This is a genomic window from Nocardiopsis sp. CA-288880, from assembly GCF_050955985.1.
Taxonomy (GTDB): Bacteria; Actinomycetota; Actinomycetes; order Streptosporangiales; family Streptosporangiaceae; genus Nocardiopsis; species Nocardiopsis tropica.
In genome coordinates this window covers 1,804,270-1,830,090 of sequence record NZ_CP192105.1, presented here as the reverse complement: position 1 = coordinate 1,830,090, position 25,821 = coordinate 1,804,270, and the positions used below count along the sequence as shown (strand labels likewise).

Annotated in this window: 24 protein-coding genes; 11 read left to right on the top strand and 13 right to left on the bottom strand. The window is 75.0% G+C overall.

Annotated elements, in window-relative coordinates; translation table 11 throughout:
* Nucleotides 1–90 precede the first annotated feature (90 nt).
* Complete coding sequence (locus tag ACQPYD_RS08055) at nt 91–972, top strand: sulfurtransferase (RefSeq protein WP_433700429.1); 882 nt, start codon at nt 91–93, stop codon at nt 970–972.
* 160 nt (nt 973–1,132) lie between these two features.
* Nucleotides 1,133–2,173, top strand: a complete 1,041-nt coding sequence (locus ACQPYD_RS08050) for an LLM class F420-dependent oxidoreductase (protein ID WP_433700428.1) — start codon at nt 1,133–1,135, stop codon at nt 2,171–2,173.
* A 63-nt stretch (nt 2,174–2,236) separates the two neighbouring features.
* Here the strand turns inward: ACQPYD_RS08050 and npdG are convergent, their stop codons facing one another.
* Together npdG and ACQPYD_RS08040 are read right to left on the bottom strand one after the other, a co-directional pair.
* Nucleotides 2,237–2,932 (bottom strand): NADPH-dependent F420 reductase, encoded by a 696-nt coding sequence (npdG, locus tag ACQPYD_RS08045; RefSeq protein ID WP_433700427.1) that lies wholly within the window; start codon nt 2,930–2,932, stop codon nt 2,237–2,239.
* 45 nt (nt 2,933–2,977) lie between these two features.
* Nucleotides 2,978–3,175: a hypothetical protein gene (locus ACQPYD_RS08040; protein WP_344179785.1), complete on the bottom strand. Its 198-nt coding sequence runs from the start codon at nt 3,173–3,175 to the stop codon at nt 2,978–2,980.
* Nucleotides 3,176–3,299: 124 nt separating this feature from the next.
* Here ACQPYD_RS08040 and map point away from each other — a divergent pair, with 124 nt between their 5' ends.
* From map to ACQPYD_RS08010, 6 genes are all read left to right on the top strand, one after another.
* Nucleotides 3,300–4,151: a type I methionyl aminopeptidase gene (gene map, locus ACQPYD_RS08035; protein ID WP_344179787.1), complete on the top strand. Its 852-nt coding sequence runs from the start codon at nt 3,300–3,302 to the stop codon at nt 4,149–4,151.
* A 217-nt stretch (nt 4,152–4,368) separates the two neighbouring features.
* Nucleotides 4,369–5,202: a M55 family metallopeptidase gene (locus tag ACQPYD_RS08030; RefSeq protein ID WP_433700426.1), complete on the top strand. Its 834-nt coding sequence runs from the start codon at nt 4,369–4,371 to the stop codon at nt 5,200–5,202.
* A 76-nt stretch (nt 5,203–5,278) separates the two neighbouring features.
* Nucleotides 5,279–6,664 (top strand): M20/M25/M40 family metallo-hydrolase, encoded by a 1,386-nt coding sequence (locus ACQPYD_RS08025; RefSeq protein WP_433701986.1) that lies wholly within the window; start codon nt 5,279–5,281, stop codon nt 6,662–6,664.
* Nucleotides 6,665–6,961: 297 nt separating this feature from the next.
* Nucleotides 6,962–7,882 carry a S66 peptidase family protein gene (locus tag ACQPYD_RS08020; protein WP_433701985.1) on the top strand — a complete coding sequence of 307 codons (921 nt, stop codon included), beginning with the start codon at nt 6,962–6,964 and terminating at the stop codon, nt 7,880–7,882.
* A gap of 145 nt (nt 7,883–8,027) precedes the next feature.
* Nucleotides 8,028–8,318, top strand: coding sequence for a helix-turn-helix domain-containing protein (locus ACQPYD_RS08015; protein WP_267948826.1), 291 nt, complete (start codon nt 8,028–8,030; stop codon nt 8,316–8,318).
* Between the two features lie 120 nt (nt 8,319–8,438).
* Nucleotides 8,439–10,409 (top strand): acyl-CoA dehydrogenase family protein, encoded by a 1,971-nt coding sequence (locus ACQPYD_RS08010; protein ID WP_433700425.1) that lies wholly within the window; start codon nt 8,439–8,441, stop codon nt 10,407–10,409.
* A 111-nt stretch (nt 10,410–10,520) separates the two neighbouring features.
* Here the strand turns inward: ACQPYD_RS08010 and ACQPYD_RS08005 are convergent, their stop codons facing one another.
* Complete coding sequence (locus ACQPYD_RS08005; protein WP_433700424.1) at nt 10,521–10,658, bottom strand: hypothetical protein; 138 nt, start codon at nt 10,656–10,658, stop codon at nt 10,521–10,523.
* On the opposite strand from ACQPYD_RS08005, the gene ACQPYD_RS08000 reads away from it, so the two are divergent.
* Nucleotides 10,648–11,286, top strand: a complete 639-nt coding sequence (locus ACQPYD_RS08000; RefSeq protein WP_433700423.1) for a PadR family transcriptional regulator — start codon at nt 10,648–10,650, stop codon at nt 11,284–11,286. The two genes, ACQPYD_RS08005 and ACQPYD_RS08000, sit on opposite strands and share 11 nt — an antisense overlap.
* Nucleotides 11,287–11,376: 90 nt before the next feature.
* On the opposite strand, the gene ACQPYD_RS07995 is transcribed toward ACQPYD_RS08000, so the two are convergent.
* From ACQPYD_RS07995 to ACQPYD_RS07985, 3 genes are all read right to left on the bottom strand, one after another.
* Nucleotides 11,377–12,225, bottom strand: a complete 849-nt coding sequence (locus ACQPYD_RS07995; RefSeq protein ID WP_433700422.1) for an ABC transporter permease — start codon at nt 12,223–12,225, stop codon at nt 11,377–11,379.
* Nucleotides 12,222–13,241, bottom strand: a complete 1,020-nt coding sequence (locus ACQPYD_RS07990; RefSeq protein ID WP_433700421.1) for an ATP-binding cassette domain-containing protein — start codon at nt 13,239–13,241, stop codon at nt 12,222–12,224. The genes ACQPYD_RS07995 and ACQPYD_RS07990 overlap by 4 nt, the downstream gene beginning before the upstream one ends.
* A gap of 206 nt (nt 13,242–13,447) precedes the next feature.
* Complete coding sequence (locus ACQPYD_RS07985; protein ID WP_433700420.1) at nt 13,448–14,239, bottom strand: glyoxalase; 792 nt, start codon at nt 14,237–14,239, stop codon at nt 13,448–13,450.
* A gap of 177 nt (nt 14,240–14,416) precedes the next feature.
* Between ACQPYD_RS07985 and ACQPYD_RS07980 the strand changes: the two genes are divergently transcribed.
* Nucleotides 14,417–15,706 carry an MFS transporter gene (locus ACQPYD_RS07980; protein WP_433700419.1) on the top strand — a complete coding sequence of 430 codons (1,290 nt, stop codon included), beginning with the start codon at nt 14,417–14,419 and terminating at the stop codon, nt 15,704–15,706.
* 183 nt (nt 15,707–15,889) lie between these two features.
* Nucleotides 15,890–17,215, top strand: coding sequence for a GH1 family beta-glucosidase (locus ACQPYD_RS07975; protein ID WP_433700418.1), 1,326 nt, complete (start codon nt 15,890–15,892; stop codon nt 17,213–17,215).
* Nucleotides 17,216–17,305: 90 nt separating this feature from the next.
* Here ACQPYD_RS07975 and ACQPYD_RS07970 read toward each other — a convergent pair whose 3' ends face one another.
* From ACQPYD_RS07970 to ACQPYD_RS07940, 7 genes are all read right to left on the bottom strand, one after another.
* A complete protein-coding gene (locus ACQPYD_RS07970; RefSeq protein ID WP_433700417.1) occupies nt 17,306–17,554 on the bottom strand; it encodes a hypothetical protein in 249 nt (82 codons plus the stop codon).
* A 41-nt stretch (nt 17,555–17,595) separates the two neighbouring features.
* Entirely contained in the window at nt 17,596–18,159 is a 564-nt protein-coding gene (locus ACQPYD_RS07965; protein WP_433700416.1) for a hypothetical protein, read from the bottom strand.
* 130 nt (nt 18,160–18,289) lie between these two features.
* Entirely contained in the window at nt 18,290–18,904 is a 615-nt protein-coding gene (locus ACQPYD_RS07960) for a TetR family transcriptional regulator (RefSeq protein WP_433700415.1), read from the bottom strand.
* A gap of 113 nt (nt 18,905–19,017) precedes the next feature.
* Nucleotides 19,018–20,190: an acyl-CoA dehydrogenase family protein gene (locus ACQPYD_RS07955; RefSeq protein WP_433700414.1), complete on the bottom strand. Its 1,173-nt coding sequence runs from the start codon at nt 20,188–20,190 to the stop codon at nt 19,018–19,020.
* Complete coding sequence (locus ACQPYD_RS07950) at nt 20,187–22,286, bottom strand: biotin carboxylase N-terminal domain-containing protein (RefSeq protein ID WP_433700413.1); 2,100 nt, start codon at nt 22,284–22,286, stop codon at nt 20,187–20,189. Before ACQPYD_RS07950 ends, ACQPYD_RS07955 begins: the two co-directional genes overlap by 4 nt.
* Nucleotides 22,283–23,881 carry an acyl-CoA carboxylase subunit beta gene (locus ACQPYD_RS07945; RefSeq protein WP_433700412.1) on the bottom strand — a complete coding sequence of 533 codons (1,599 nt, stop codon included), beginning with the start codon at nt 23,879–23,881 and terminating at the stop codon, nt 22,283–22,285. Before ACQPYD_RS07945 ends, ACQPYD_RS07950 begins: the two co-directional genes overlap by 4 nt.
* Nucleotides 23,882–23,948: 67 nt before the next feature.
* Nucleotides 23,949–25,685 carry an acyclic terpene utilization AtuA family protein gene (locus tag ACQPYD_RS07940; RefSeq protein WP_433700411.1) on the bottom strand — a complete coding sequence of 579 codons (1,737 nt, stop codon included), beginning with the start codon at nt 25,683–25,685 and terminating at the stop codon, nt 23,949–23,951.
* Nucleotides 25,686–25,821: the final 136 nt, after the last annotated feature.

Below are 25,821 nucleotides of genomic sequence, written 5' to 3'. Positions count from 1 at the left end.
GGCCCCGGTGACCACCGTCACCAGGGCTTTCGCCACCCGCCGGATAGCATGCGTTCCTAAACGGACTTCTCGGATACAGGGGTACGCACCATGACAGAACACACCGCACCCACCGTCAGCGTGGAGTGGCTCGCCGAGCACCTGGACGACAAGGGCCTCGTCGTCGTCGACTCCACCACCCTCCTGTCCGTTCCCGACGAGGGCCCCTACACGGTGGAGTCGGGCCGGCCGGGCTTCGAGGCCGAGCACATCCCGGGCGCCCTCTTCGCCGACCTGACCACCGACTTCGCGGACACCGGGGCCCCCGCGCCGTGGACCGTGCCGCCCTCGGAGAAGTTCGCGGTCAGCGCGGGCGCACTGGGGATCGGCCCCGGCCGCACGGTCGTGGTCTACGACCGGAGCACCGGTTTCTGGGCGACCCGCCTCTGGTGGCAGCTGCGCCTGGAGGGCTTCGACGGCGCGGTGGTCCTCGACGGAGGGCTGCGCGCCTGGAAGGCCGCCGGCCTGCCGGTCACGGACGAACCCACCCCCACCCCGGTCCCCATGGCCTTCCAGGCCGAGCGGCGCCCCGAGCTGCTGCGCTCCACCGAGGAGGTGGCCGCGGCCGTCGACGACCGGAGGACGGTGCTGGTCAACGTGCTCGACCCGGAGACCTACAGGGGCGACAAGCACACCTACGCGCGCGACGGCCACATCCCCGGCAGCGTCAACCTGCCGGTCGGCGAGGTCCTCGACCCGGAGACCGGCCGGCTCAGGCCGGTGGAGGAGCTGCGCGCCCTCTTCGACGGCGCGGGCCTCCTCGACCCCGGGGTCACCCCGGTCACGTACTGCGGCGGGGGCATCGCGGCCACGGGGGTCGCGCACGCGCTCGCGCTCGTCGGCCGCGAGGACGTCGCCGTCTACGACGGCTCGATGACCGCGTGGGCCGCCGACCCGTCCCTGCCGCTGGTCACCGGCGACTCCCCCCGCTGACCGCCCCCGCCGGCGGCGGCCGGGCCCGTCCGGGGGCGCCTCCCCGGACGGGCCGCAGGGGTGTGGGCCGGGCCACAGGCCGAACGGTACTCGGCAGTAGAATCGCCCCCGTACCCAGCACCCACACGGGCCGGGGTCCGGCCCTCCCGGGAGGACACACATGCGCATCTCGATGCCGCTCCAGTACGCGGGTGACCCCAAGGCCTCCGTCGACCGGGTGGTCGAGCTGGAGAGGGCCGGGCTCGACACCGTGTGGGTCGCCGAGGCCTACGGGTTCGACAGCCCCACCCTGATGGGGTACATCGCCGCCCGCACCGAGACCGTGGCGATCGGTTCGGCCATCCTGCCGATGTACACCCGCACGCCCACCCTCATCGCGATGACCGCCGCCGGGCTCGACGACCTCTCCGGCGGGCGCGCCGTCCTCGGCCTGGGGGCCAGCGGACCGCAGGTCGTCGAGGGCTTCCACGGCGTCCCCTACACCAGGCCCCTCGCCCGCACCCGCGAGACCATCGAGATCTGCCGCAGGATCTGGGCGCGCGAGGACCGCCTCACCCACGACGGCTCCGTCTTCCAGATCCCGCTGCCGCCGGAGAAGGGCACCGGGCTGGGCAAGCCCCTCAAGATCATCAACCACCCCCGGCGCCCGGACATCCCCGTCCACGTGGCCTCGCTGGGCGTGAAGAACGTGGCGATGACCGCCGAGATCGCCGACGGCTGGCTCCCCCACCTGTTCATCCCCGAGAAGGCCGACCTGGTGTGGGGCGAGGCCCTGGCCGAGGGGCGGGCGAGGCGCGACCCCTCCCTGGGCGGGCTGGAGATCACCGCCGGGGGCCTGCTCGCCATCGGCGAGGACGAGGACACCCGGAAGCTGCTCGACCTCGTGCGCCCCATGATCGCGCTGTACGTCGGCGGCATGGGCGCCAAGGGGAAGAACTTCTACAACACGGTCGCCCGCCGCTACGGCTACGAGGAGGCGGCGGAGCTGATCCAGGACCTGTACCTGGACGGCAGGAAGGACGAGGCCGCCGCGGCCGTGCCCGAGGAGTTCGTGGAGCTGACCAACCTGGTCGGCCCCGAGTCCTACGTGCGCGAGCGCGTGGAGGCCTTCCGCGCCGCGGGCGTCACCCAGCTCAACGTCACCCCCGTCGGCGACGACCCGGCCGCCCTGGTCGGGAAGGTCAAGGACTGGCTCTCCTGAGCCGCGCCCCCGGGCCGGGGCCGCGGGGAGCGCCTCCCCGCGGCCCCGGCGCGCGCACGGGGTTCACAGACCGGTGATGCGCACGCCCGCGTGGGTCTTGTACCGGCGGTTGACCGCGATCAGGTTGGCGGTGAGCGCCTCGACCTGGTGGGCGTTGCGCAGGCGCCCGCCGAAGACCCCGCGCACGCCGGGGATCCGCCCGGCCAGGGCGCGCACCTCGTCGGTGGCGGCGCGGTCCTCGCCCAGCACCAGGACGTCCAGGTCCACCCGCTCGACCCCGGGGTCGAGCAGCACCACCGCCGACACGTGGTGGAAGGCGGCCGTGACCCGGCTCCCCTCCAGGATCCGGGCCGCCTGCTCGGCCGCGCTGCCCTCGGCGACGTCGAGCGCGTACGGGCCCCTCTCGTCGAACCCGAGCGGGTTGACGCAGTCGACCACGATCTTGCCCGCGAGGGGTTCGACCAGGCCCTCCAGCAACTCCCTGTGCCCGTCCCACGGCACGGCGACGATGACGATGTCGCCCGCCGCCGCGGCGGCGGCGTTGTCCAGGCCGCGGACGTCGATCCGCGCGGACTCCGCCTCCACCAGCTCTCGCGCGGCCTTCTGCGCCCGCTCCTCGCTGCGGGACCCGATGACGACGGTGTGGCCCGCCAGCGCGAACCGGCGTGCCAGGCCGCGCCCCTGGTCGCCGGTCCCGCCCAGGACCGCGATGGTCTGCCCGGCGGTGTCAGCGCTCTCGGGCGTGCTCTCTTCAGTCATGGCCCGATCCTGTCAGAGGCGCCGCCGCCCGGGCCCGCGGACCCTTCACGAACCGCCGTCCGCCTCGCGCTCGTCCTGGGCGTCCCACTCCTCGTTGCGGTCGGCCGCGATCGACAGCGCCCGGGCCGCCGTGGCCTCGTCGGGGTACGGGCCCATCCTCTCCCGGTTCGGGCATCCGGCGCCGTGCTCGACCCTGTTGTGGGTCAGGCAGTACCACCAGCCGTCGTCCTGTACGTCGTTCACTCGCGTCCGCCTCCTGTCGGTCGGTCCTCGTCGCGGGTCTACCCGGAGTGGGGTGCCCCTCACACCACCGGCCGGCGCCTCGCCGACGCCGGGCGGGCGCGCCCACGAACTACAATCAGTCTCCATGACTACTCCGCTGGTGCCTGGGCGCATCTCGCCCCAACGTTCGGTTCCCCCCTCCATCGTCCGCCCGGAGTACGTCGGTCAGAAGTACCCGGTGGAGGGCGTTCTGGGCGACGTGCAGACGCCCGAGACGATCGAGCGGATGCGGGTGGCTGGCAGGATCGCGGCGCAGGCCCTGGAGGAGGTCGGCAGGCACGTCCGGCCGGGGGTGACCACGGACGAGCTGGACCGGGTCGGCCACGAGTTCCTGCTGGACCACGGGGCCTATCCCAGCACGCTCGGGTACAAGGGCTACCCGAAGTCTCTGTGCTCGTCCCTCAACGAGGTGATCTGCCACGGCATCCCGGACGACACCGAGGTGGCCGACGGGGACATCGTCAACATCGACATCACCGCGTACAAGGACGGCGTGCACGGCGACACCAACGCCACCTTCCTCGCGGGGAACGTGTCGGAGGAGAACCGGCTCCTGGTCGAGCGGACCAGGGAGGCGACCATGCGCGCCGTCAAGGCGTGCCGGCCGGGCCGCCGGATCAACGTGATCGGCCGCGTCATCGAGTCGTACGCCAAGCGGTTCGGCTACGGCGTGGTCCGCGACTTCACCGGCCACGGCGTGGGCCCCGAGTTCCACTCGGGCCTGGTGGTCCCGCACTACGACGACCCGCGCGCGGACACCGTGATGGTGCCGGGGATGACCTTCACGATCGAGCCGATGATCACACTCGGCGGCGTGGAGTACGACATGTGGGACGACGGCTGGACCGCCGTCACCGCCGACCGCAGGTGGACCGCCCAGTTCGAGCACACCCTGGTGGTCACCGAGACCGGCACGGAGATCCTCACCCTGCCGTAGGCACGCGGCGTCCACGGGCCCCGGAGCGCCGCTCCGGGGCCCGTCCGCCCTCCCGCGGCGTGCCCCGGCGCACACGGCCCCGTCCGGCGCGCGGCCGTGTGCGCCGACCCGCGCCGCGGCGCCCCGTGCGTCGGACGCCGCGGGGCCCGGTCCCGTGTCGCAAGGGTGACCCCGCGCCTGTGGATCTCCCGCGGGGCCGGGGCGTAGTGTCGTCCGGGTGAAGATTCTCATCTCCGCCGACATGGAGGGCGCCACCGGCGTCACCTGGCCCGCCGACGTCGAACCCGGCACCGAGCAGTGGCAGCGCTGCAGGTCCATGTTCACCAGCGACGTGAACGCCGCGGTGGAGGGGCTGTTCGAGGGCGGCGCGACCGAGGTGTTCGTCAACGAGGCGCACTCCACCATGCGCAACCTCCTGCTGGAGGAGCTGAACGGCGAGGCCACCATGATCACCGGGCGCCACAAGGAGCTCTCGATGGTCGAGGGCGTGCAGTCGGGGGACTGCGACGGCGTGGTCTTCCTCGGGTACCACTGCGGCGCCGGAGACGAGGGCGTGCTCGCCCACACCTACCTGCCCAACGCGGTGACCGGTGTGTGGCTGGACGGCGAACCGGCCGGTGAGGGCCGCCTCAACGCCGCCGTCGTCGCCGAGTACGGCACCCCCGTGATCCTCGTGACGGGGGACGACCGCGCCTGCGAGGACGCCGCCTCCTACGCTCCGTTCGCGCGCACGGTCGCGGTCAAGGACCACGTCAGCCGGTACGCCGCCCGCTGCCGTCCGCCCGCGCGGACCGCGCGGGACATCAGGGCGGGGGCCCGCGGCGCCATGCTGCTGGCCGGGCGGGTGGAGCCGGCCGCCCCCTCCCCCCGGGCCGTCGAGGTCGAGGTGGACTCCGCGCACCTCGCCCAGGCCGCCGCCATCGTGCCGGGCGTCACCCGCACCGGGGTCCGGCGTGTCCGGTACACCTCGCCGGACGCCTACGAGATGATCCGGTGCTTCAAGGCGGTGACCACGCTGATATCGAATGCGATGGAAGCCCACTACGGGTAGAACTGTGGCGGGGACCGCCGCCGGGTACGCGGTCGTCCCCTGTCCGCACCACCGCACCGAGAGCGAGGCCGCGCCCGTGGGCCACCCCGTCACACCCTCCCCAGACAGCACCGACGCTCTCGCCGCGGCCGGCGACGACGCCCTCCACCTGGCCCGCGAGCTCATCCGCCGCGACTCCACCAACCGCGGCGGCGGCGACGGCGACGAACGCGCCTCCGCCGAGTTCGCCGCCGAGGCCCTGGCCGACGCGGGGCTGGACCCGGTCCTCCTGGAGGCCGCCCCCCGGCGCTCCAACGTGGTCGTCCGCGTCCCGGGCACCGACCCCGGCGCGCCCGCCCTGCTGGTCCACGGCCACCTGGACGTCGTGCCCGCCGAGGCCTCCGACTGGACCGTCCCGCCCTTCTCGGGAGAGGTCGCCGACTGCCCGGTCACGGGCGTGCCCGCCCTCTGGGGACGCGGCGCGGTGGACATGAAGAACACGATCGCCATGGTCACCGCCGTCGTGCGCCACTGGGCCCGGCACGGGCTGCGGCCCCGCCGCGACATCGTGCTGGCGTTCGTCGCCGACGAGGAGGACAGCGCCGCCTACGGCGCCGACCACCTGGTGCGCGAGCACCCCGGCCTGTTCGAGGGCTGCTCCGCGGGGATCGGCGAGGGCGGCGGGGAGACCGTCCACGCCCGCGACGCCGACGGGCGCCCCGTCCGCCTCTACCCCGTGGGAGCGGCCGAGCGCGGCAGCGCCTGGCTGACCCTGCGGGCCAAGGGGACCGCGGGCCACGGCTCCCGCCCGCCCCGCGACAACGCGGTCGGCGCGCTGGCGGAGGCGGTCGCCCGCATCGACCGGCACGAGTGGCCGCTGCACCTGACACCGGTCACCCGGGCGTCGATCGACGCGATCGCGTCGGCGCTGGGGGTGGGCAGGACCCCCGGCGACACCGACACCGCCGAGGCCCTGGACGCGCTGGTCTCCCGATTGGGCGTGGCCGGGGGGCTCATCGGCCCGACCACGCGCAACAGCGCGGCCCCCACCATGCTCTCGGCCGGGTACAAGGTCAACGTGGTGCCCGGGGAGGCCACCGCCGCCGTGGACGGGAGGGTCCTGCCGGGGGCCGAGGACCAGTTCGCGGTCACCATGAGCGAGCTCACCGGCGACCGCGTGTCCTGGGAGTACGCCCACGGTTCGCCCCCGGTGGACGCGCCCGTGGACTCGCCGGTGTTCGGGGCCCTGCGCTCCGCGCTGCTGGCCCACGACCCCGGCGCCCACGTGGTGCCGGTGTGCCTGGCCGGCGGCACGGACGCCAAGGTGTTCTCCCGGCTGGGCATCGACTGCTACGGCTTCTCCCCCCTGGCGCAGCCCGCCGGGCTCGACTACACCAAGCTGCTGCACGGGGTGGACGAGCGCGTCCCGGTGGACGGGCTGCGGTTCGGGGTGCGCGCGCTGGACACGTTCCTGCGCGCCTGAGCGAGCCGTCGCGACGCGGAGCGCGCGCGCCGGACATGCTGGGGGGGACCGGGTCCGGCGGAGAGGGCCGGCCGGGCGCCCGCCGGGGCGCCCGGCCCCGGACGACGGGTACGGGCGGGCGCGTGCCGCGCCCGTGCGCGGTGCGGTGGGGACACGGACGACGGAGGGTGGGACGTGGGCGAAGTGACCGGGGTGGGCGAGGAGCTGGACGGATTCGGCACCGTGGCGGAGGGGCGTCCGGATCCGGGCGGCCGGGCCGCGGGGGCGCCGTCCGGGGAGCGCCGGGGGGTCCGGGAGCTGGTCCGGCCGCCGCGCCTGCGCGAGGGCGACCGGGTGCGCCTGGTCGCACCGTGCAGTCCCGTCCCCGCGGCGCAGCTGGACGCGGCCACGGAGGTGCTGCGCGGCTGGGGCCTGGAGGTGGGGCACGCCCCGCACGTGCGCGACCGCCACCCGCGGCTCCCCTACCTCGCCGGGGAGGACGCGACCCGGGCCGCCGACCTCCAGGAGGCCTGGTGCGACCCGGACGTGGACGCGGTGTTCTGCGTGCGCGGCGGCGACGGGGCGCACCGGACGCTGGACCTGCTGGACTTCGACGCCATGGGGCGTGCCGCGCCCAAGGCGCTGGTCGGGTTCAGCGACATCACGGCGCTGCACGAGGCGTTCGCCGTCGAGCTGGGCGTGGCGACGGTGCACGGGCCGGTGGTGGGCACCAAGTACTTCGTGGGCGACGCGGTGGCCCAGGACGAGCTGCGCACGACCCTGTTCCGCCCCGAGCACCGCACCGTGCTGACCTCGCCGGGCGCGCACGCGCTGGTGCCGGGGCGGGCCCGGGGCGTGACGTTCGGCGGGAACCTCAGCCTGCTCAACGACGGCCTGGCGACGCCGCACAGCCGCCTGTCGGCCTCCGGGGGGATCCTGGTCCTGGAGGACGTCGGCGAGGACGTGGCCCGGCTCGACCGGATGCTCACCCACCTCCTGCGCACCGGGTGGATGGACGGGGTGGCCGGGGTCGCGCTGGGCACGTGGACCGACTGCCCGCCGGACCCGGGGGTGATCGCCGACCTGATGCGGGAGCGCCTGGAGCCCCTGGGGGTCCCGGTGCTGTGGGGTCTGGAGTTCGGCCACTGCGCGGCCCAGCTGACCGTGCCGCTCGGGGTTCCCGCGGTGCTCGACACCGGGGCCGGCACTCTGGAGCTGGACGTGCCCGGTCTGGCGTGACACGCGGGGCGGCCGTGGCGGAGCGCGCCCCGCCACGGCGCCCTCACGGCGGCGTGCGGTGCGCCGACCGCGGACCGGCCACACCTTCGAATAACTATACCGGTATTGCTATAGAACCCCGGCGCGGGGGCGTTAGACTCGTCGCATGGTTCGTGAACCGCTGACCGCAGACCAGATCGAGCGCGGCCGCCTCCTCGGCGGACTGCTCCGGCAGGCCCGCGCCGAGCGCACGATGGTGGACGTCGCACGCCAGGCCGGGATCTCGGTCGAGACGCTGCGCAAGATCGAGGGCGGGCGCATCCCCACCCCGGCGTTCTTCACCGTCGGCTCCATCGCCGCCGCCCTCGGCCTCTCCCTCGACGACCTCCTGCGCCGGGTGCACTCCGCCGTGCCCGTCGCCGGACCCGTGCCCGAACCCGCCTCCCTGGCCGTCTGACCCCGGCCGGCCCCCGTACCTTGGACACAGGCCCGTGACCCGAGCGCCGCCGTGCCGCCCCCGGACCGCGGTGGCGGCGGGCGCGCGGGCCGCGTCAACGAGGACCACCAGGGGGAGACCATGACAGAACAGGCGCTGAGACTGGACGAGGCCGAACTCCGCGGCCTTCTGGACGGCCGCTGGGCCCGCGTCCGCGAACACATCCGCGACACCGTCCGCGGGGATCTGTTCGCCCCCGTCCACGGCCTGTCCGTGGAGGACCACCGGGCCCGCACGCTCGCCCAGCTCAAGGCCCTGGCCAAGACGGACCTTCCCGCGTACGGCTTTCCCGAGTCGGTGGGCGGCAGCGACGACGTCGGCGCCTCCGTCGTCGGCTTCGAGATGCTGGTCGCCGACCTGTCCCTGATGGTGAAGACGGGCGTGCAGTGGGGGCTCTTCGGCGGTGCGATCCGCGCCCTGGGCACCGACCGCCACCACGCCGAGTACCTGCCCGGCGTGATGTCGGTGGAGCTCCCGGGGTGCTTCGCCATGACCGAGACCGGCCACGGGTCGGACGTCCAGCACCTGCGCACCCGGGCGGTCTACGACCCGGCCGCCGAGGAGTTCGTCGTCCACACCCCGGACGAGTCGGCGCGCAAGGACTACATCGGCAACGCGGCCCGCGACGGCCGCATGGCGGTCGTGTTCGCCCAGTTGGAGGTCGACGGCGAGGAGCAGGGCGTGCACGCCCTGATGGTCCCGATCCGGGACGGCGAGGGACGGCCCGCGCCGGGGGTGCGCATCGAGGACTGCGGGCCCAAGGCCGGGCTCAACGGCGTGGACAACGGCCGCCTGTGGTTCGACCGGGTGAGGGTGCCGCGCACCAACCTGCTCAACCGGTACGGGGACGTGGCCCCCGACGGCACCTACTCCAGCCCCATCGGGAGCAAGAACCGGCGCTTCTTCACCATGCTCGGCACGCTCATCCGGGGCCGGATCAGCGTGGCCGGCGGCGCGGGCAGTGCGGCCAAGGCCGCGCTGGCCATCGCCCTGCGCTACTCCGACACCCGCCGCCAGTTCACCCGCCCGGGCGTGGACGGCGAGCCGGAGCAGGAGGTGCGCGTCCTGGACTACCTGGCGCAGCAGCGCAAACTGCTGCCCGCGCTGGCCCGCACCTACGCCCTGCACTTCGCGCAGGAGGAGCTGGTCACCCGGCTGCACGAGCTGTCGCGGTCCGCGGAGGGCGACGACCACGCCCAGCGCGAGCTGGAGTCGCGGGCGGCGGGGCTCAAGGCGGTGGCCACCTGGCACGCCACAGCGACCATCCAGACGTGCCGGGAGGCCTGCGGGGGCGCCGGGTACCTCTCCGAGAACCGCATCCCGCAGCTCAAGGCCGACTCCGACATCTTCACCACGTTCGAGGGCGACAACACCGTCCTGCTGCAGCAGCTCACCAAGGGCCTGCTGACCAACTTCCAGGACTCGTTCGGCGACCTGGACCAGCTGGGCCTGGCCCGGTTCATGGCGGGCAAGGTGTTCGAGACGGTCATCGAGCGCACCGCCGCGCTCCCGCTGATCGACCGCCTGATCGACGCCGCGCCGGGACGCGGCGAGGAGGCCAGCCTCTACAACCGGGGCTGGCAGCTGGAGCTCCTGGAGGACCGGGAGAAGCACGTCGTCGAGGGCCTGGCCGGGCGCCTGCGCCGGGCGCGCAAGGACGGCAGCGACGCCTTCGAGGTGTTCAACCGGGCACAGGACCACGTGCTCGCCGCGGGCCGCGCGCACATGGACCGGGTGGTCCTGGAGGCGTTCGTGGCGGGGATCGACCGCTGCGGCGACAAGGCGACCGCCAAGCTCCTCAACCGGCTGTGCGACCTGTACGTGCTGTCGGTCGTGGAGGAGGACCGCGCCTGGTTCCTGGAGCACGAGCGCCTGTCCACCGCGCGGGCCAAGGCGGTCACCCAGGCGGTGAACGACCTGTGCCGGGGCCTGCGGCCGTACGCGGTCCGGCTCGCCGACGGGTTCGGGCTGCGCGACGAGTGGCTGGCCGCGCCGATCGCGCTGGGCTCCGAGCACGCCCGCCAGGGCGACCCGCAGCCCCCGCGCGGCTGATCCGCCGTCCCGCTGCCGCCCGCGCCCCCGTGCCGGGACCCGTCCGGGCACGGGGGCGCGGGCGGGGGTCGGCGGGATCCGCGAGGCGACAGCAAGCGGAAGATATGCTAGTCAAAGTTGAATAGCGCAGAACGCGCAGAACGCGCAGAACGCGCAGAACGCGCAGAACGCGCAGAACGCGCAGAACGCGCAGAACGCGCAGAACGCGCAGAACGCGCTGGTGAGATGAGGGGTGTGGATGTCGGCCATCCGGTTGCTGGTCCTCGGGGCGGTCCGGCTCCACGGGCGGGCGCACGGCTACCAGGTGCGCAACGACCTGGAGTTCTGGGGCGCGCACGAGTGGTCCACCGCCAAGCCCGGGTCGATCTACCACGCCCTCAAGCAGATGGCGGGGCAGGGGCTGCTGATCGCCCACGAGACGGCCCCCTCCACCGCGGGCGGTCCGCCACGGACCGAGTACGAGATCACGGAGCGGGGCGACGGGGAGTACTTCGCCCTGCTGCGCCGGGCGGTGTCCTCGCACAACGAGCGCGTGGACGTGCTCTCGGCCGGTCTGGGGTTCATCGTCGACCTGCCCCGGCAGGAGGCCCTGGACCTCCTGCGGGAGCGGGTGCGGGGCCTGGAGGGCTGGCGGGTGAGCGTGACCGAGTACTACCTGCCGGAGGAGGGGTCCGAGGAGATGGGGCACATCGGCGAGATCATGGGCATGTGGGTGCACTCCGCGGAGTCGGACGCCGCGTGGACGCGCGGGCTGATCGGGCGGATCGAGAGGGGTGCGTACGTCTTCGCCGGCGAGAGGGGCGAGCCCTACGCGGGGGTCCTCGCCGACGACCCCGTCCACCTCGACGGCGAGGAGCACCGGCCCGGGACCCCGTAGGGCGAGACCCGCCCCACGGTCGTCGCGCACGCCCCGTCCTCCGGGCCGCACAGTGTGCGGCCCGGAGGACGGGGGCCGGGGCCGGGGTCCTCAGCCGCCCAGTCCGCGGAAGCGGGCCGCGGCGAGCGGGAACGCGACCGCGAGCAGCGCCGCGGGCCACAGGACCGCCAGGAGCAGGGCGTTCTCCGCGGGCCAGGACGTCCCTGCCGCGCCGGGGTTGCCGAACAGCTCGCGCACGGCGGTGGCGGTGGCCGACATGGGGTTCCACTCCGCGAGCGCGCCGAGCCACCCGGGCATCGACTCCGGCGAGGCGAAGGCGCTGGAGGTGAACGCCACCGGCCAGACCAGGATCTGCACGGCCATCACCAGCCCCGGCCTGCCGACGATCATCCCGAGCCAGATCCCGCACCACAGCATCGCGAAGCGCAGCAGGAGCAGCAGCCCCACCCCGCCCAGGGCGGCGGCGAGCGAGCCGTGCCAGCGCCAGCCGATCAGGAGTCCGGCGCCGACCATGACGGCCAGCCCGACCACGGACTCCAGCATGTCCGCGACGCTGCGGCCCACCAGGAACGCGGTCGGCGCCATCGGCATGGACCGGAAGCGGTCGACCACCCCCTTCTGGAGGTCCTGGGTGATCGCGGTCATCGTGCCCTCCAGCCCGAAGGCCATGGTGAGCACGAACATGCCCGGGACGAGGAACTCGCCGTAGTCGCCTCCCCCCGCGACCGTCATGCTGCCGCCGAGGAAGAGCGCGAACATGACCAGCATCATCACCGGGAAGGCCAGTCCGATCACGACCCCGACCGGCCGGCGCGCCCAGCGGGCGAGCTCGCGCCGGGTCATGGTCCAGGAGTCGGCCAGCCACCAGCCGAACGCCGGGGCGGGGCCCGGCGCCCGGGAGGGGGCCGGGGGCGCGGCGGACGGTGTCGCGGAGCTCATGCGGACACCTTCCCGCCGTGGCCGGACCGGTCGGCGCGCGCCGCTCCGCCCGCCCGGTCGACCCGGTCGGCGGGACCGCCGGTGAGGTGCATGAACACCTCGTCCAGGGTGGGGCGGCGGACGGAGAGGTCCTCCGCCTCGATCCCGCGGTCGTGGAGCGCCCGGACCACGTGGGTGAGGGCGGCCATCCGGTCGGCGACGGGCGCGCTGACCCTGCGCGCGTCCCCGTCCGTCTCGACGGCCCCGGCCACGGCGACCTCCGCCAGGACGGCGGCGGCCCCGGGCAGCCCGGCCCGGTCGCGCAGGACGACGTCGACGCGGTCGCCGCCCACCATGGCCTTGAGCGTGTCGGCGGTGCCCTCCGCGATCACCCGGCCCCCGTCGAGCACGGAGATGCGGTCGGCGAGCTGGTCGGCCTCCTCCAGGTACTGGGTGGTGAGCAGCACGGTCGTGCCGCCCCCGACCAGTGAACGGACCGCGTTCCACACCTCGGTGCGTCCCCGCGGGTCCAGGCCGGTGGTGGGCTCGTCCAGGAAGAGGACCTCCGGGTCGACGATGAGCGAGGCGGCCAGGTCCAGGCGGCGCCGCATCCCGCCGCTGTAGGCGCCGACGGCCTTGTGCCCGGTCTCCTCCAGCCCGAACCGCTCCAGGAGGGCGTCGGCCCGGGCCGCGGCGCGGGACCGGCCCAGGTGGTGGAGGCGGCCGAACATCTCCAGGTTCTGGCGGCCGGACAGCTCCTCGTCGACCGCCGCGTGCTGTCCGAGGAGGCCGATGCGCCTCCGCACCTCCCGAGGCCGGGCGCCGACGTCGATCCCCGCCACCTCGGCGCGGCCCCGCTCCACCCGCGCCAGGGTGGCCAGGGTGCGGACGAGCGTGGTCTTCCCGGACCCGTTGGGTCCGAGCACCCCGTGCACCGTGCCGCGCGGCACGGTCATGTCGAGCCCGTCGAGGGCCCTCTTGTCCCCGTAGGTCCTGCGCAGGCCCTCGGTTCGGACCGCTGGTACGTGTTCCGTCACGGAACCTCCTATTGATCAAATTTGACTAGTTACTTGTGCGAGCACCCGGGCACACGCGGCCGTGCCGTTTCCCCCCGCCCCCGTCCCGGCCGCGCGCGGCGGAGTCCGCACGCATCCGCGGCACGGGGCCTCCGGACCCCGTGCGCCGCCGGGACCCCGCGGGCGCCCGAGCCCGGAGCGGCGCGGGCCCGCCCCCGGAACGGGCACTACGCCCGGTCGGCGCCCCCGCCGTCCCCGTCCAGCCAGTCGCGCAGGGCGTCGGCGTTGCCCAGCTCCGCCTCGACCCGCTCGCGCTCCTCCCCGGTGAGCACGGTCCCGGCGAGCCTTTCCCGCCACTCCCGCGCCCCCGCCTCGTCGCCCAGCGCGACGGAGAGCTCGACCAGGGTCGCGTACGCCAGCGCCCGGTCCGCGACGGGAGCCCCGTCCCCGTGGCGGCGCAGCGCCGACCTGGCCCTGCGGTGGGCGGCCCGGTCGTCGTTCTTGAACTCCCTGAAGACCCGCACCTGGCCGAGCGCCCCGGCCAGCCCCTCCGGGGAGGCGGGCCCGCCGTACCCCGGTTCGGCGGGCTCGTCCCGCCGGATGAAGATGATCGAGTTCCCCGAGGGGTCCATCAAGGTGAAGCGGCTCGCCCCGGGCCGGTGGCGGGTGATGCGGGGCAGCCCCCTGCCGAGGACCTTCCCGTAGGCGGCGCGCATCGCCCGCGTGAGCTCGGCGTGGTAGGGCGCGACCTCGTCGACCATCACCAGGCAGCCGCCGCTGGTCTCCAGGGCCGGGTCCAACCCCTCCGGCGCCCTGCCGAAGTGCAGGTCGAACCCGCTCCACCGGAACGCCAGGTACAGGTACGGCCTCGTCTGCTCGTGGGTGACCTCGAAGCCGAGGGCCCGGTAGAACGCCAGGGTCTCCTCCGCCGAGACACAGGGCAGCACGGGCACCGTCGTCTCGTCGGGCCGCATCCGCCCCTCCGGTTCCCCGGCCGCCACCGGCCCGGTTCCCGCCATGAGTCCCACCCCCTCGCGATTGATCAAATTTGACTACCGAGCGAGGCTAGGCCCCCGCGCAGAATTAGTCAAACTTGACTACATCGGCGTCCCGGAGTGGCCGGGTTCCGCCCGGGGCCTTCCGCCCCCGGCACGCCCCACCTAACATGAGACGAATTCACGTTAGGTAGGTCACACGTGCGCACACCCCCCGCGCAGCCCTCCCCCGACCCCTTCGCCCCGGTCCCGGACGTCCTGGCCGAACCCGACCGGCCGGTCCGGCGCCTGTGGGTGGCCGGGATCAGCCTCGCCAACCTGGGGATGTGGATGGCCTTCTTCGGCCCCCTCCAGGTCCTGCTCCCCGAACAGGTCGGGATGATCGCCCCCGGCTCCAAGGAGACCGCCCTGGCCTGGGTGACGGGGGTCGGCGCGGTGTTCTCCACGCTGGGCACCCCCCTCGCGGGCGCGCTGTCGGACCGCACCACGGGCCGGTTCGGCCGCCGCCGCCCCTGGATCCTGGCCGGGGCCGCCCTCGGCGGGACCGGCCTCGTGGTCCTGGGACGGCAGGACGACCTGACGGGCGTCCTGCTGGGCTGGTCGTTCGTCCAGGCCGCGCTGTCCTGCCTGAACGCGACCCTGCTCGCGGCCGTGCCCGACCGCGTGCCGGTCCGCCAGCGCGGCGCCGTGTCCGGCTGGATCGGCGTCCCCCAGTCGGCCGGCGTGGTCGTCGCGGTGCTCCTGGTGACCGTGGCGGTCAGCGGGGTCGCCCCCGGCTACGCCCTGATCGGCGCCCTCACGCTGGCGTGCGCCCTGCCGTTCGCGCTGCTGGCGCCCGATCCCCCGCTCCCGCCGGAGGCGCGCCCGCCCTGGCGCGCGTTCGCGCGCGGCCTCTGGGTGTCGCCGCGGCGCCACCCCGACTTCGGGTGGGCGTGGCTGACCCGCTTCCTCATGCAGACCGGCAACGCCATGTTCACGCTCTACCTGCTGTACTTCCTGCGCGACGGGGTGGGCTACGAGGAGCTGTTCCCCGGCTCCTCGGCGGCGGACGGCCTGCTGGTGCTGATCCTCGTCTACACGGCCGCCGTCGTGTCCACCACCGTGGCCGCCGGGCTCGTGTCGGACCGGATCGGCCGCCGCCGGGGGCCGGTGTGCCTGTCCGGCGTCGTGTCGGCCGTCCCGGCGTTCCTGCTCGCCGCGTACCCGACGTGGACGATGAGCCTCGCGTGCGCGGTGGTGCTGGGAGTGGGCTTCGGCATCTACCTGTCCGTGGACAACGCGCTGGTCACCGAGGTCCTGCCGACGGCAGAGGGCCGGGCCAAGGACCTGGGGATCGTCAACATCGCCAGCGCCGGCCCCCAGGTGCTCGCCCCCGCGGTCGCCGGGCCGATCGTCGTCCACCTGGGCGGCTACCCCGTGCTGTACACCGTGTGCGGGCTGCTCACCCTGCTGGGGGCCGCGCTGGTCTGGCGGATCAGGGGGGTCGCCTGACCCCCGGGCGGGGCCCCGCGGACCGCTCCGGGCCCGCGACCGCCGGACCGCCCCACGCCGGCCGACCGCACCCGGACAGCCCGCGCGGCCGGCCCGGACCCGCGCCGCCCGCCGCCCGCCGCCGGACACGTCACCGCACCCGACAGCACCACAGCCGCGACCACACGAAAGGCAGGTCCGTCCATGTCGTCACCGTTCCTGTGGGGGGTGGCCTCCTCCGCCTTCCAGATCGAGGGTGCCCTGGCCGAGGACGGGCGCGCCGCGTCCGTCTGGGACACCTTCGCCCGGAGGCCCGGCGCGATCCGCGACGGCCACAGCCCCGCCGCGGCCTGCGACCACTACCACCGGTGGGAGGAGGACGTGGAGCTGCTGGACCGGCTGGGCGTGAACGCCTACCGGTTCTCGATCGCCTGGCCGCGGGTGGTCCCCCGGGGGCGCGGAGCGGTGAACGGGGCGGGGCTGGACTTCTACGACCGGCTCGTGGACGCCCTGCTGGCCCGGGGCGTCACCCCGCTCCCGACCCTGTTCCACTGGGACCTGCCGCAGGCGCTGGAGGACGGTGGAGGGTGGAGGTCGCGCGACACCGCGCACGCGTTCGCCGAGTACGCCGCGGCGGCGGCCGACCGCCTCGGCGACCGCGTGGGACGGTGGATCACCCTCAACGAACCCCTGGTGCACATGGCGTACGGGCACGCGTTCGGCGTGCACGCCCCCGGCCTGGCCCTGGACGTGCCCGAGGTCCTGGGCGTGGCCCACCACCTCCTGCTCGCGCACGGCCTCGCCGCCCGCGAGCTGCGCTCGCGGGGTCTGGAGTGCCTGCTCACCAACAACCTCTCCCCCGTGCGCCCGGCGACCGCGTCCGCCGGCGACGCCGACGCGGCCGCCGCCTACGACGCACTGCACAACCGGCTGTTCACCGACCCGGTGCTGACGGGCGCCTACCCCGACCTGTCGGCCTTCGGGGCCGACCGCGTGCCCGGGGTGCTCGACGGCGACCTGGAACTGGTCCGCGGCAGCGCCGACGGCATCGGCGTCAACTACTACAACCCGAGCGTCGTCACCGCGCCGGGCCCGGACCCGGGCCTGCCGTTCGACTTCGGCGAGGTCCCCGGGGCCGCGACGACGGCGTTCGGCTGGCCGGTGGCGCCCGAGGGGCTCGCCGACATGCTCGACCTGCTGGTGGAGCGCTACGGCGACGCGCTGCCGCCCCTCTACGTCACCGAGAACGGGGCCTCCTACGCCGACTCCGTCGCACCCGACGGGAGTGTGGCCGACCCCGAGCGGATCGCCTACCTGGAGGGGCACGTGGGGGCGGTCGAGGCGGCGCGCGGGCGCGGCGTCGACGTACGCGGGTACTTCGTGTGGACGCTCACGGACAACTTCGAGTGGGCCGAGGGGTACCACCAGCGCTTCGGGCTCGTGCACGTGGACCACGCGACGCAGGTCCGCACGCCGAAGCACTCGTTCGCCTGGTACCGGGACCTCATCGCCTCGCGTACCGGTTCCTGACCGCCGCCGCGCCTCGGAACCGGCCCCGGGGCGCGGCGGGGGCCGGCGGTGCGGGCACGGCCGTCACGGACGCGCCGGGCCGGGACCGTGTCACCGTCTCCGGTCCGCTCCCGGCCGGCCCCTTTCATCGGGGGTGGCGCGCAGCATCCAGGTCGTCAGGAGCATGAGCGGGAATCCGACCACCGCCATGAACACCGCGAAGAAGGTCGACCGCTGCCAGGACTCGTCGAACAGGAAGTAGCGGACAGGCCACATGACGAGGCCCGTGAACAGGGCCACCGGCAAGGCCGAGAGGACGCGGCCCCTCAGGGTGGACCAGGGGAAGGAGGGCTCGGCCATGCTGCTCCGGGGGACGCGGCGGAAGGGGGCGGGCGGCGGGGTCAGTCGCCGACGGCGTCGAGCGTGCCGCTGTCCACGCGGTCGGGCGCGTCCTCGCCGCGCAGGCGCGCGGGCTCCCACCACCACCAGTGCGTCTCGGGCACCCAGTCGGGCACCTCCTCCTCGCTGACCGGGCTCGCGCTCCCCGCCACCCCGGCGAGGGCCTCGTCGATGCGCGGGACGGCGTCCAGGTCCACGGGGCGGAGGAACTCCTGCCAGGGCACGAACTCGTCGCCGAGCAGCTGGAGCATGGACCGGCGCCAGCAGGCCGGGCGGTACCCCTCGTGGCGGCCGTTCTCGGCCGCCGTCTGGCTGCGCACCACGTACAGGCTGAGCCGGTCGGGGTTGTTGCCGCTCACCAGCAGTCCGGCCAGGGTGGCGTTGAAGCGGCGCCCCGCCGGGGACTGCCGCTCGGACCGCGACGTCGCGCGGTACAGGTCGAAGAGCGCCGCGAAGGCGGTGTCCACCAGGGAATCGCGGTCCCTGCGCCGTGCGGCGCTCTCCGCGAACGCGTCCGCGGCCCGCCTGGCCAGGCCGGGGAGGTCTCTGCCCGGATCCGCGCTCACCAGTCACACCGCCTTGTCCTGTCGGGGGCCCGGCTGCCGGGGGCGGTCGGCCGGGGCTCTCTCGTCCTGTCGGGGCCGTGCCCGACGGGGTTCGATCATAATCTCCCTCCGTGCCGGGCCGGAAGCGGATTCAGCCCGGCGCGCCGCGCAGCTCCGCGTCGAGCACGCGCGCCCACCGGCGCACGATCCGGCGGCGGCGCGGGCCGTCGTCGGCGAGGAGGTTCGCGAGCCCGAGTCCGCGGGCCAGGTCGAGGGTGGCCTGGACCGTCTCCCGGACCCCGGGCGCCGACTCGTCGGCGCCCAGCAGGTCCACGGCGGCACGGTGGACCTCGCGTCCCATCTGCTCCTCCATGGGGAGGATGCGCTCGCGCAGGACGGGGTCGCTGGCGGCGGCGGCCCACAGCTGGAGGGCGGCCTGGAAGTCCACTCCGCTGAACGCGTCCACGACCATCTGCACGACGGCCTCGGTGCGCCCCGGCCCCTCGGGCACGGCGGCGGCGCCGCGCCTGAGCTCCTCCCCCCGGTTGTCGAGCATGTACCGCAGGGCCGCGAGGAACAGGTCCTCGCGGGTGGGGAAGTGGTGCTGGGCGGCCCCCCTGGACACGCCCGCGCGTTCGGCGACCGCGCCCACGGTGGCCCCGGCCGCGCCCCGCTCGGCCAGGCAGGCCACGGCGGCGTCGAGCAGCCGGGCACGGGTGGCCCGGCTGCGTTCCTGCCTCGGCTCGCGGCCGGCTCCGGTGTCCACGGTCGCGTCCCCTCGCTGCGCTGGGCGGGTCCCGGGCCGGTGCGGCGGACGGGATCCCGCGTCCGGCCGCCGGACCGGGCGCGGGGACGCGCCGACGGTCCGCCGGCCGCCGTTCAGTACGACTTGGGCAGGCCGAGGGACTGCTGGGCCACGTAGTTGAGGACCATCTCCCGGCTGACCGGGGCGATGCGCGCCAGGCGGGCGGCGGCGATCGCCGACCCCAGCCCGTACTCGCTCGCCAGCCCGTTGCCGCCGAGGGTCTGCACGGCCTGGTCGACCGCGCGCACGCACGCCTCGGCGGCGGCGTACTTGGCCATGTTGGCCGCCTCGCCCGCCCCCGCGTCGTCGCCGGAATCGTAGCGGAGCGCCGCGTGCTGGGTCATCAGGCGTGCCTGCTCCAGTTCGATCTTGACCTGGGCGAGGGGATGCGCGAGCCCCTGGTGGGCGCCGATGGGCCTGTCCCCCCACACGGTGCGCTCCCTGGCGTAGGCGACGGCCTTGTCGAGGGCGTGCCGCGCGCTCCCGGCGGCCAGGGACGCGGCCATGATGCGTTCGGGGTTGAGGCCGGCGAACAGCTGGAGGAGCCCGGCCTCGGGGTCGCCGACCAGGGCGTCGCCGGGCAGGCGCACGTCGTCCATGAACAGCTGGAACTGGTGGTCGGGGCTGACCAGGTCCATCTCGATCCGCCTGGCCTCGAACCCGGGGGCGCCGGTGGGGACGGCGAAGAGGGCGGCCGACAGGGTGCCGGAGCCCTCGTCCCGGATCCGGGCGACCACGAGGACGGCGTCGGCGACGTCCACGCCGGAGATGAAGGTCTTGCGGCCGGAGAGAACCCACCCGTCGCCGTCGCGGCGGGCGGTGGTGGTGATGCGGTGGGAGTTGGAGCCCGCGTCGGGCTCGGTGATGGCGAAGGCCATGATGGTCCTGCCCGTGGCCAGGCCCGGGAGCCACCGGCGCCGCTGGTCGGGTGTGCCGAAGCGGGCCAGGACGGTGCCGCAGATCGCCGGGGAGACCACCATCATGAGGGTGGGGCATCCGGCCGCGCTCAGCTCTTCCAGGACGGCGGCGAGGTCGCCGATGCCGCCCCCTCCGCCCCCGTACTCCTCGGGGATGTTGACGCCCAGGTAGCCGAGTTCCCCGGCCTCGCGCCACAGCTCGGTGAGGTACTCGCCCTCCCCGGCCCTGGCCCTGTAGTAGCCGGACCCGTATCCGGCGGCGAAGTCGGCCACGACTGCGCGCAGCTCGACGCGTTCGGCGGGTTCGTTGAAGGTCATGGCACCGGTCACGGGTGGGGCCCTTCGTAGTCGAGTACGGCGAGGGGCGCCCCTGCGGGGACCCTCTGGCCCGCCGCGACCGGGATCTCCCGGACGGCGCCGGCGGCGGGTGCGGTGATGCGGTGCTCCATCTTCATGGCCTCGATGCGCAGCAGGGTCTGCCCCTCGGCCACCCGGTCGCCCTCGCGGACGTCCACGGCGACGACGGTGCCGGGCATCGGCGCGGGCAGGGCGCCGGGGTCGACCGCGGCCTCGGGTTCGGGGAGGGGGTCGACGGGGGTGAGGGTGACGGATCCGAGCGAGGACTCGACGTGGACGTCGGGGTCGCCCCCGTAGGTGTGGACGGTGAGGGCGCGCCGCAGGCCGTCCGCCTCCAGGACGACGAGGCCGGGGGCCGCGGAGAGGACGCGCACGCCGGGCTGTTCGGGCTCGTAGGCTCCCCGGACGGTCCGGTAGGCGGTGGTGATCCGGCGGCCTCCGCCGCCCCCGGCGGTGTGGACCCGGGTGTGGGCCCCGGAGGGGAGGTTGCGCCAGTTGGCGGGGATCCCCGCGGGGAGGGGGCTGCCGGGCCCCGGGGCGGCGCCGCCGGCTCCCCCCGGCACGGCCCGGGGGGAGCGGGCCGCCTCGGCCGCGGCCAGGGAGGCGGCGAGCGCGGCGAGGCGTTCGGCGGCCGGGTCGGCGAGAGGCTGGGCGAGCGCCGTGAGCCGGTCGGCGCCGAGGTAGCCGGTGTGGAGCCCGTCCGGGTGCTCGTCGGCGGCCCCGAACGCGGGGTGGCGGAGCACCCGGACGAGCAGGTCGCGGTTGGTCCCCACCCCGTGGACGCGGGCGCCGGCCAGGGCGGAGGCCAGGCGGCGGACCGCGTCGCGGCGGTCGCGTCCGTGGGCGACGACCTTGGCGAGCATGGGGTCGAAGTCGGCGCCGACGGTGTCGCCCGGCTCGACCCCGCTGTCCAGGCGCACGCCGTGCCCGTCGGGGTTCGTGAACCGGGCGGTCGCGTCGGGCACGTCGAAGGCCCGCAGGGTCCCGGTGCGGGGCCGCCAGCCGTCGCGGGGGTCCTCGGCGTACAGCCGCGCCTCGACGGCGTGGCCGCGCGGCGCGGGCGGGCCGCCCCCGGGCAGGGCCCCGCCCTCGGCGATCCGGATCTGCCACTCGACCAGGTCCAGCCCGGTGACGCACTCGGTGACGGGGTGTTCGACCTGGAGGCGGGTGTTCATCTCCAGGAAGACGGGGTCGCCGAGGACGCCGCCGCCGACGGGGACGAGGAACTCGGCGGTCCCGGCCCCGGTGTAGCCGATGGCGCGGGCCAGGGCCCTCGCCGCCTCGTGCAGCCGTTCGCGCAGGTCGCCGGGGAGGCCGGGGGCCGGCGTCTCCTCGACGACCTTCTGGTGCCGGCGCTGGACGGAGCAGTCGCGCTCCCCCAGCGCCCAGACGGCGCCGTGGGAGTCGGCGAGGATCTGGACCTCGACGTGGCGCCCGCGGCGGACGTAGGGCTCGCAGAACACGGCCGGGTCGCCGAACGCCGACGCGGCCTCCGCCCGGGCCGCGGCGGCCTCGGCCGGCAGGTCGGCGAGGTCGTGGACGACCCGCATACCGCGTCCGCCTCCCCCGGAGACGGCCTTGACCAGGACGGGCAGGTGCTCGGGGCGCACGTCCTCGGGGTCGAGGGCGTCGGCGACGGGCACCCCCGCCTCGCGGGCGATCCGCTTGGCGAGGGTCTTGGCGCCCATGCGCTCGACCGCGTCGGCGGAGGGCCCCACCCAGGTGAGCCCGGCCCCGGTGACGGCGCGGGCGAACCCGGGGTTCTCGGACAGGAACCCGTAGCCGGGGTGGACGGCGTCCGCCCCCGCGGAGCGAGCGGCGCGGACCAGGGCGTGCGGGTCGAGGTAGGCGTCGACGGGGCCCCCGCCGCCGGGGACCGGCAGGCGCACCGCAGTGTCGGCCTCGGACACGTGGGCGGCGCCCTCCTCACCGGGTGCGTGGACCGCGACGGTCCCGATGCCCATGGTGCGGCAGGTGCGGAGGACCCGGCGGGCGATCTCGCCGCGGTTGGCGACGAGGAGACGGGTGACGGGGCGGGGCGGGGTGCGGTTCACGGTCTTCTGCCTCACATCCGGAAGACGCCGAAGCGGTCGGTGCCGCGCACCGGCGCGTTGTGGGCGTGGGACAGGCACAGGCCCAGGACGGTGCGCGTGTCCCGGGGGTCGATGACCCCGTCGTCGTAGACCCGGCCGGAGAGGAACAGGGGCAGCGACTCGGCCTCGATCTGGTTCTCGACCATCTCGCGGACGGCGGCGTCCTGCTCCTCGTCGTAGGGGCGCCCCCGCGCGGCCGCGGACCGGCGGGCGACGGTGGACAGGACCTCGGCGAGCTGTCTGGGCCCCATGACGGCGGAGCGCGCGCTGGGCCAGGCGAACAGGAACCGGGGGTCGTAGGCCCTGCCGCACATCCCGTAGTGGCCCGCGCCGTAGGAGGCGCCGATGAGCACCGAGAAATGGGGCACGGTGCTGTTGGAGACGGCGTTGATCATCATGGAGCCGTGCTTGATGATGCCGCCCTGCTCGTACTCCCGGCCGACCATGTAGCCGGTGGTGTTGTGCAGGAACACGAGCGGGGTGTCGGCGCGGTTGGCCAGCTGTATGAACTGGGTGGCCTTGTGCGCCTCGGCGCTGAAGAGCACGCCGTTGTCGTTGGCGAGGACGCCGACGGGGTAGCCGTGCAGCTCGGCCCAGCCGGTGACGAGCCCGCTGCCGTAGGCGGGCTTGAACTCGTCGAACTCCGAGCCGTCCACGATCCGGGCGACGACCTCGCGCGGATCGACCGGCACCTTGAGGTCGGGCGGCATGACGCCGATCAGGTCCTCGGCGGGGTGGAGGGGCTCCGCGGCGGCCCCTCGCGGGGCGGGCCCCTGTTTGCGGTGGTTGAGCCGGGCGACGATCCTCCGTCCGAGGCGCAGGGCGTCGTGCTCGTCCTCGGCGAGGTGGTCGGCGAGCCCGGAGACCTCGGCGTGCATGCGGGCCCCGCCCAGGGACTCCTCGTCGCTGTCCTCGCCGGTGGCCGCCTTGACGAGCGGCGGCCCGCCGAGGAACACCTTGGCGCGGTCGCGGACCATGACCACGTGGTCGCTCATGCCGGGGACGTAGGCGCCGCCCGCGGTGGAGTTGCCGAACACCAGGGCGACGGTGGGGATCCCGGCCGCGGAGAGGCGCGTCAGGTCGCGGAAGGTCCGTCCGCCCGGGACGAAGATCTCCTTCTGCGTGGGCAGGTCGGCGCCGCCGGACTCGACCAGGCTGATCATCGGCATGCGGTTCTGCTCGGCGATCTCGGCGGCCCGCGCCGACTTCCGCAGCGTCCACGGGTTGCTGGACCCGCCGCGGACGGTGGGGTCGTTGGCGACGACGACGCACTCGACGCCGGAGACCACCCCGACACCGGTGACGACGCTCGCGCCGACGTGGAAGTCGCTCCCCCAGGCGGCCAGGGGTGACAGCTCCAGGAAGGGGCTGCCCTCGTCCAGGAGGAGTTCGATCCGCTCCCGGGGCAGCAGCTTGCCCCGGGAGCGGTGGCGTTCGACGTACTTCTCCCCGCCTCCGGCCAGGGCCCTGGCGTGTTCGGCGCCGATCTCGGCGAGCTTGGCGAGCATGGCCTCGCGGGCCTCGGCGTACGCGGGCGAGGCGGGATCGAGCCGGGTTCCCAGGACGCTCACGGCCGCTCCGTCCCCGGCGGGGGCCGGTGCGCTCGGCGGGGCCCGGGGAGGGCGGGGGTCGGGGCGTTCACTGCCGTGCCACCTCCGGGAGGAGCTTCTCGGGGATCAGGGTCCTGCGCGCCCGCAGCCACTCCCCCAGCCCCTTGGCCTGCGGGTCCGGACCCTCGCGCCGGGCGCTGCCGGGGGCGAGCATGCCCTCGATCCAGAAGTTGGCCGCGCGCAGGTTGGGCAGCAGGTGGCGGGTGACCACGAGGTCGGCGGTCTCGGGCAGCAGCTCGCGCAGCAGGGGGACGGTGAGGATGTGGGCGAGCCAGCGCCAGGCGTCGTCGTCGGCCGCCCACACGCCGAGGTTGGCGTCGGCGCCCTTGTCCCCGCTGCGCGCCCCCAGGACCAGGCCGAGCGGCGCCTCGCGCAGCGTCCCCTCCGCGAGGGGCGGTGGGAGCGGGGGTTCGGGGACCTCGGCCAACCGCCGGGTCCGGGGGGCGGGTGCGACGGACACCCGGGCCCCGTCGGGGAGGACGGCGGTGTGCTCCACCTCGCCGGCGGGCACGAGCGCGTGCGTGGCGGCGACGCCGTCCGGGCGCGCGTCGCGCGGCGGCGAGGTGAGGTGGAGACCGGCGTACCCGGCCAGGGCCAGCTCGACGGCGGCCGCCCCGAAGGCCCTGCCGACCCTGGACGCGTCGTGGTCGCGCGCGGTCACCCGCAGCCGCGCGGTGGCGGCGTCCTGGGCGGGCCCGTGCGGGTCCTCGGCGGGAACGAACGCGAAGCGCAGGTCCTCGGGGCGGCGGTGGGCGAGCGCGGCGCGCATCTGTCGTTCGGCGAGCGCCGCCTTGTCCTCGGCGTCCAGCCCGGTGATCAGGAACTCGACGTCGTTGCGGAACCCGGTGAGGCCGGTCAGCCCCACCTTGAGCTCGGCGGGCGGGCGCTCGCCGCGCGTGCCGCTGATCCGGACCCGGTCGGGGCCCTCCTGGGTGAGGCGGACGGTGTCCAGGCGCGTGGTGACGTCGGGCCCGGGGTAGCGGGCGCCCGCGATCTCGTAGACGAGCTGGGCGGTGACGGTCCCGGTGGTGACCGCTCCCCCGGTGCCGGGGTGCTTGGTGACGACCGCGCTGCCGTCGGCGCCGATCTCGGCGATCGGGAAGCCGGGGCGGTCCAGGTCGTGCCCCTCGCGCAGGAGGGCGGCCGCGTAGGCGTAGTTGCCGCCGGTGGCCTGGGCCCCGCACTCGATGACGTGCCCGGCGGCCGTGGCCCCGGCGAGCGCGTCGAGGTCGTCCGGGGTCCACCCGAAGTGGGAGACGGCGGGCCCGACGGTCAGGGAGGCGTCGGTGACCCGTCCGGTGACGACGATGTCGGCCCCGGCGTCCAGGCAGGCGGCGATGCCGAAGGCGCCCAGGTAGGCGTTGGCGGTCAGGGGGCTGCCGAGGTCGAGCTCCTCCGCCCGGTGGAGGAGGTCGTCGCCCGTGACGCAGGCGATGCGGGGGTCGAGGCCGAGCCCGTCGGCGAGCTCGGTGAGCCTGTCGGCCAGGCCACGGGGGTTGAGGCCGCCGGCGTTGGCGACCACCTTGACGCGGCGTTCCGTGATCAGGGCCAGGCAGTCCCGCATCTGGCCGAGGAAGGTCCTGGCGTAGCCGCGCCCCGGGTCGGCGAGCTGGTCGCGACCGAGGATGGCCATGGTGAGTTCGGCCAGGTAGTCGCCGGTGAGGACGTCCACCGGGCCGCCCGTGAGCATCTCGTGGACGGCGGCGAAGCGGTCCCCGTAGAAACCGGAGGCGTTCGCGACCCGCAGGGGGGACGTAGCGGTCATGGACACGAGGGTGACACCGGACACACCGAAAAACAAGCGTGGGTGATTGTTTTTCCCGGGAGGGCCGTGTGTCACGCCGTGGCCGGAACCGGCCACGGAGGGTGGGTTGCAGACCGGGGGAGCGGGCACGCGCGCG

Excerpts from the sequence above, each read along its gene's own strand:
- ACQPYD_RS08055 (WP_433700429.1), top strand. The coding sequence starts at position 91 with ATGACAGAACACACCGCACCCACCGTCAGCGTGGAGTGGCTCGCCGAG.
- ACQPYD_RS08050 (WP_433700428.1), top strand. The coding sequence starts at position 1,133 with ATGCGCATCTCGATGCCGCTCCAGTACGCGGGTGACCCCAAGGCCTCC.
- npdG (WP_433700427.1), bottom strand. The coding sequence starts at position 2,932 with ATGACTGAAGAGAGCACGCCCGAGAGCGCTGACACCGCCGGGCAGACC.
- map (WP_344179787.1), top strand. The coding sequence starts at position 3,300 with ATGACTACTCCGCTGGTGCCTGGGCGCATCTCGCCCCAACGTTCGGTT.
- ACQPYD_RS08015 (WP_267948826.1), top strand. The coding sequence starts at position 8,028 with ATGGTTCGTGAACCGCTGACCGCAGACCAGATCGAGCGCGGCCGCCTC.
- ACQPYD_RS08010 (WP_433700425.1), top strand. The coding sequence starts at position 8,439 with ATGACAGAACAGGCGCTGAGACTGGACGAGGCCGAACTCCGCGGCCTT.
- ACQPYD_RS08000 (WP_433700423.1), top strand. The coding sequence starts at position 10,648 with ATGTCGGCCATCCGGTTGCTGGTCCTCGGGGCGGTCCGGCTCCACGGG.
- ACQPYD_RS08005 (WP_433700424.1), bottom strand. The coding sequence starts at position 10,658 with ATGGCCGACATCCACACCCCTCATCTCACCAGCGCGTTCTGCGCGTTC.
- ACQPYD_RS07995 (WP_433700422.1), bottom strand. The coding sequence starts at position 12,225 with ATGAGCTCCGCGACACCGTCCGCCGCGCCCCCGGCCCCCTCCCGGGCG.
- ACQPYD_RS07985 (WP_433700420.1), bottom strand. The coding sequence starts at position 14,239 with ATGGCGGGAACCGGGCCGGTGGCGGCCGGGGAACCGGAGGGGCGGATG.
- ACQPYD_RS07975 (WP_433700418.1), top strand. The coding sequence starts at position 15,890 with ATGTCGTCACCGTTCCTGTGGGGGGTGGCCTCCTCCGCCTTCCAGATC.
- ACQPYD_RS07970 (WP_433700417.1), bottom strand. The coding sequence starts at position 17,554 with ATGGCCGAGCCCTCCTTCCCCTGGTCCACCCTGAGGGGCCGCGTCCTC.
- ACQPYD_RS07940 (WP_433700411.1), bottom strand. The coding sequence starts at position 25,685 with ATGACCGCTACGTCCCCCCTGCGGGTCGCGAACGCCTCCGGTTTCTAC.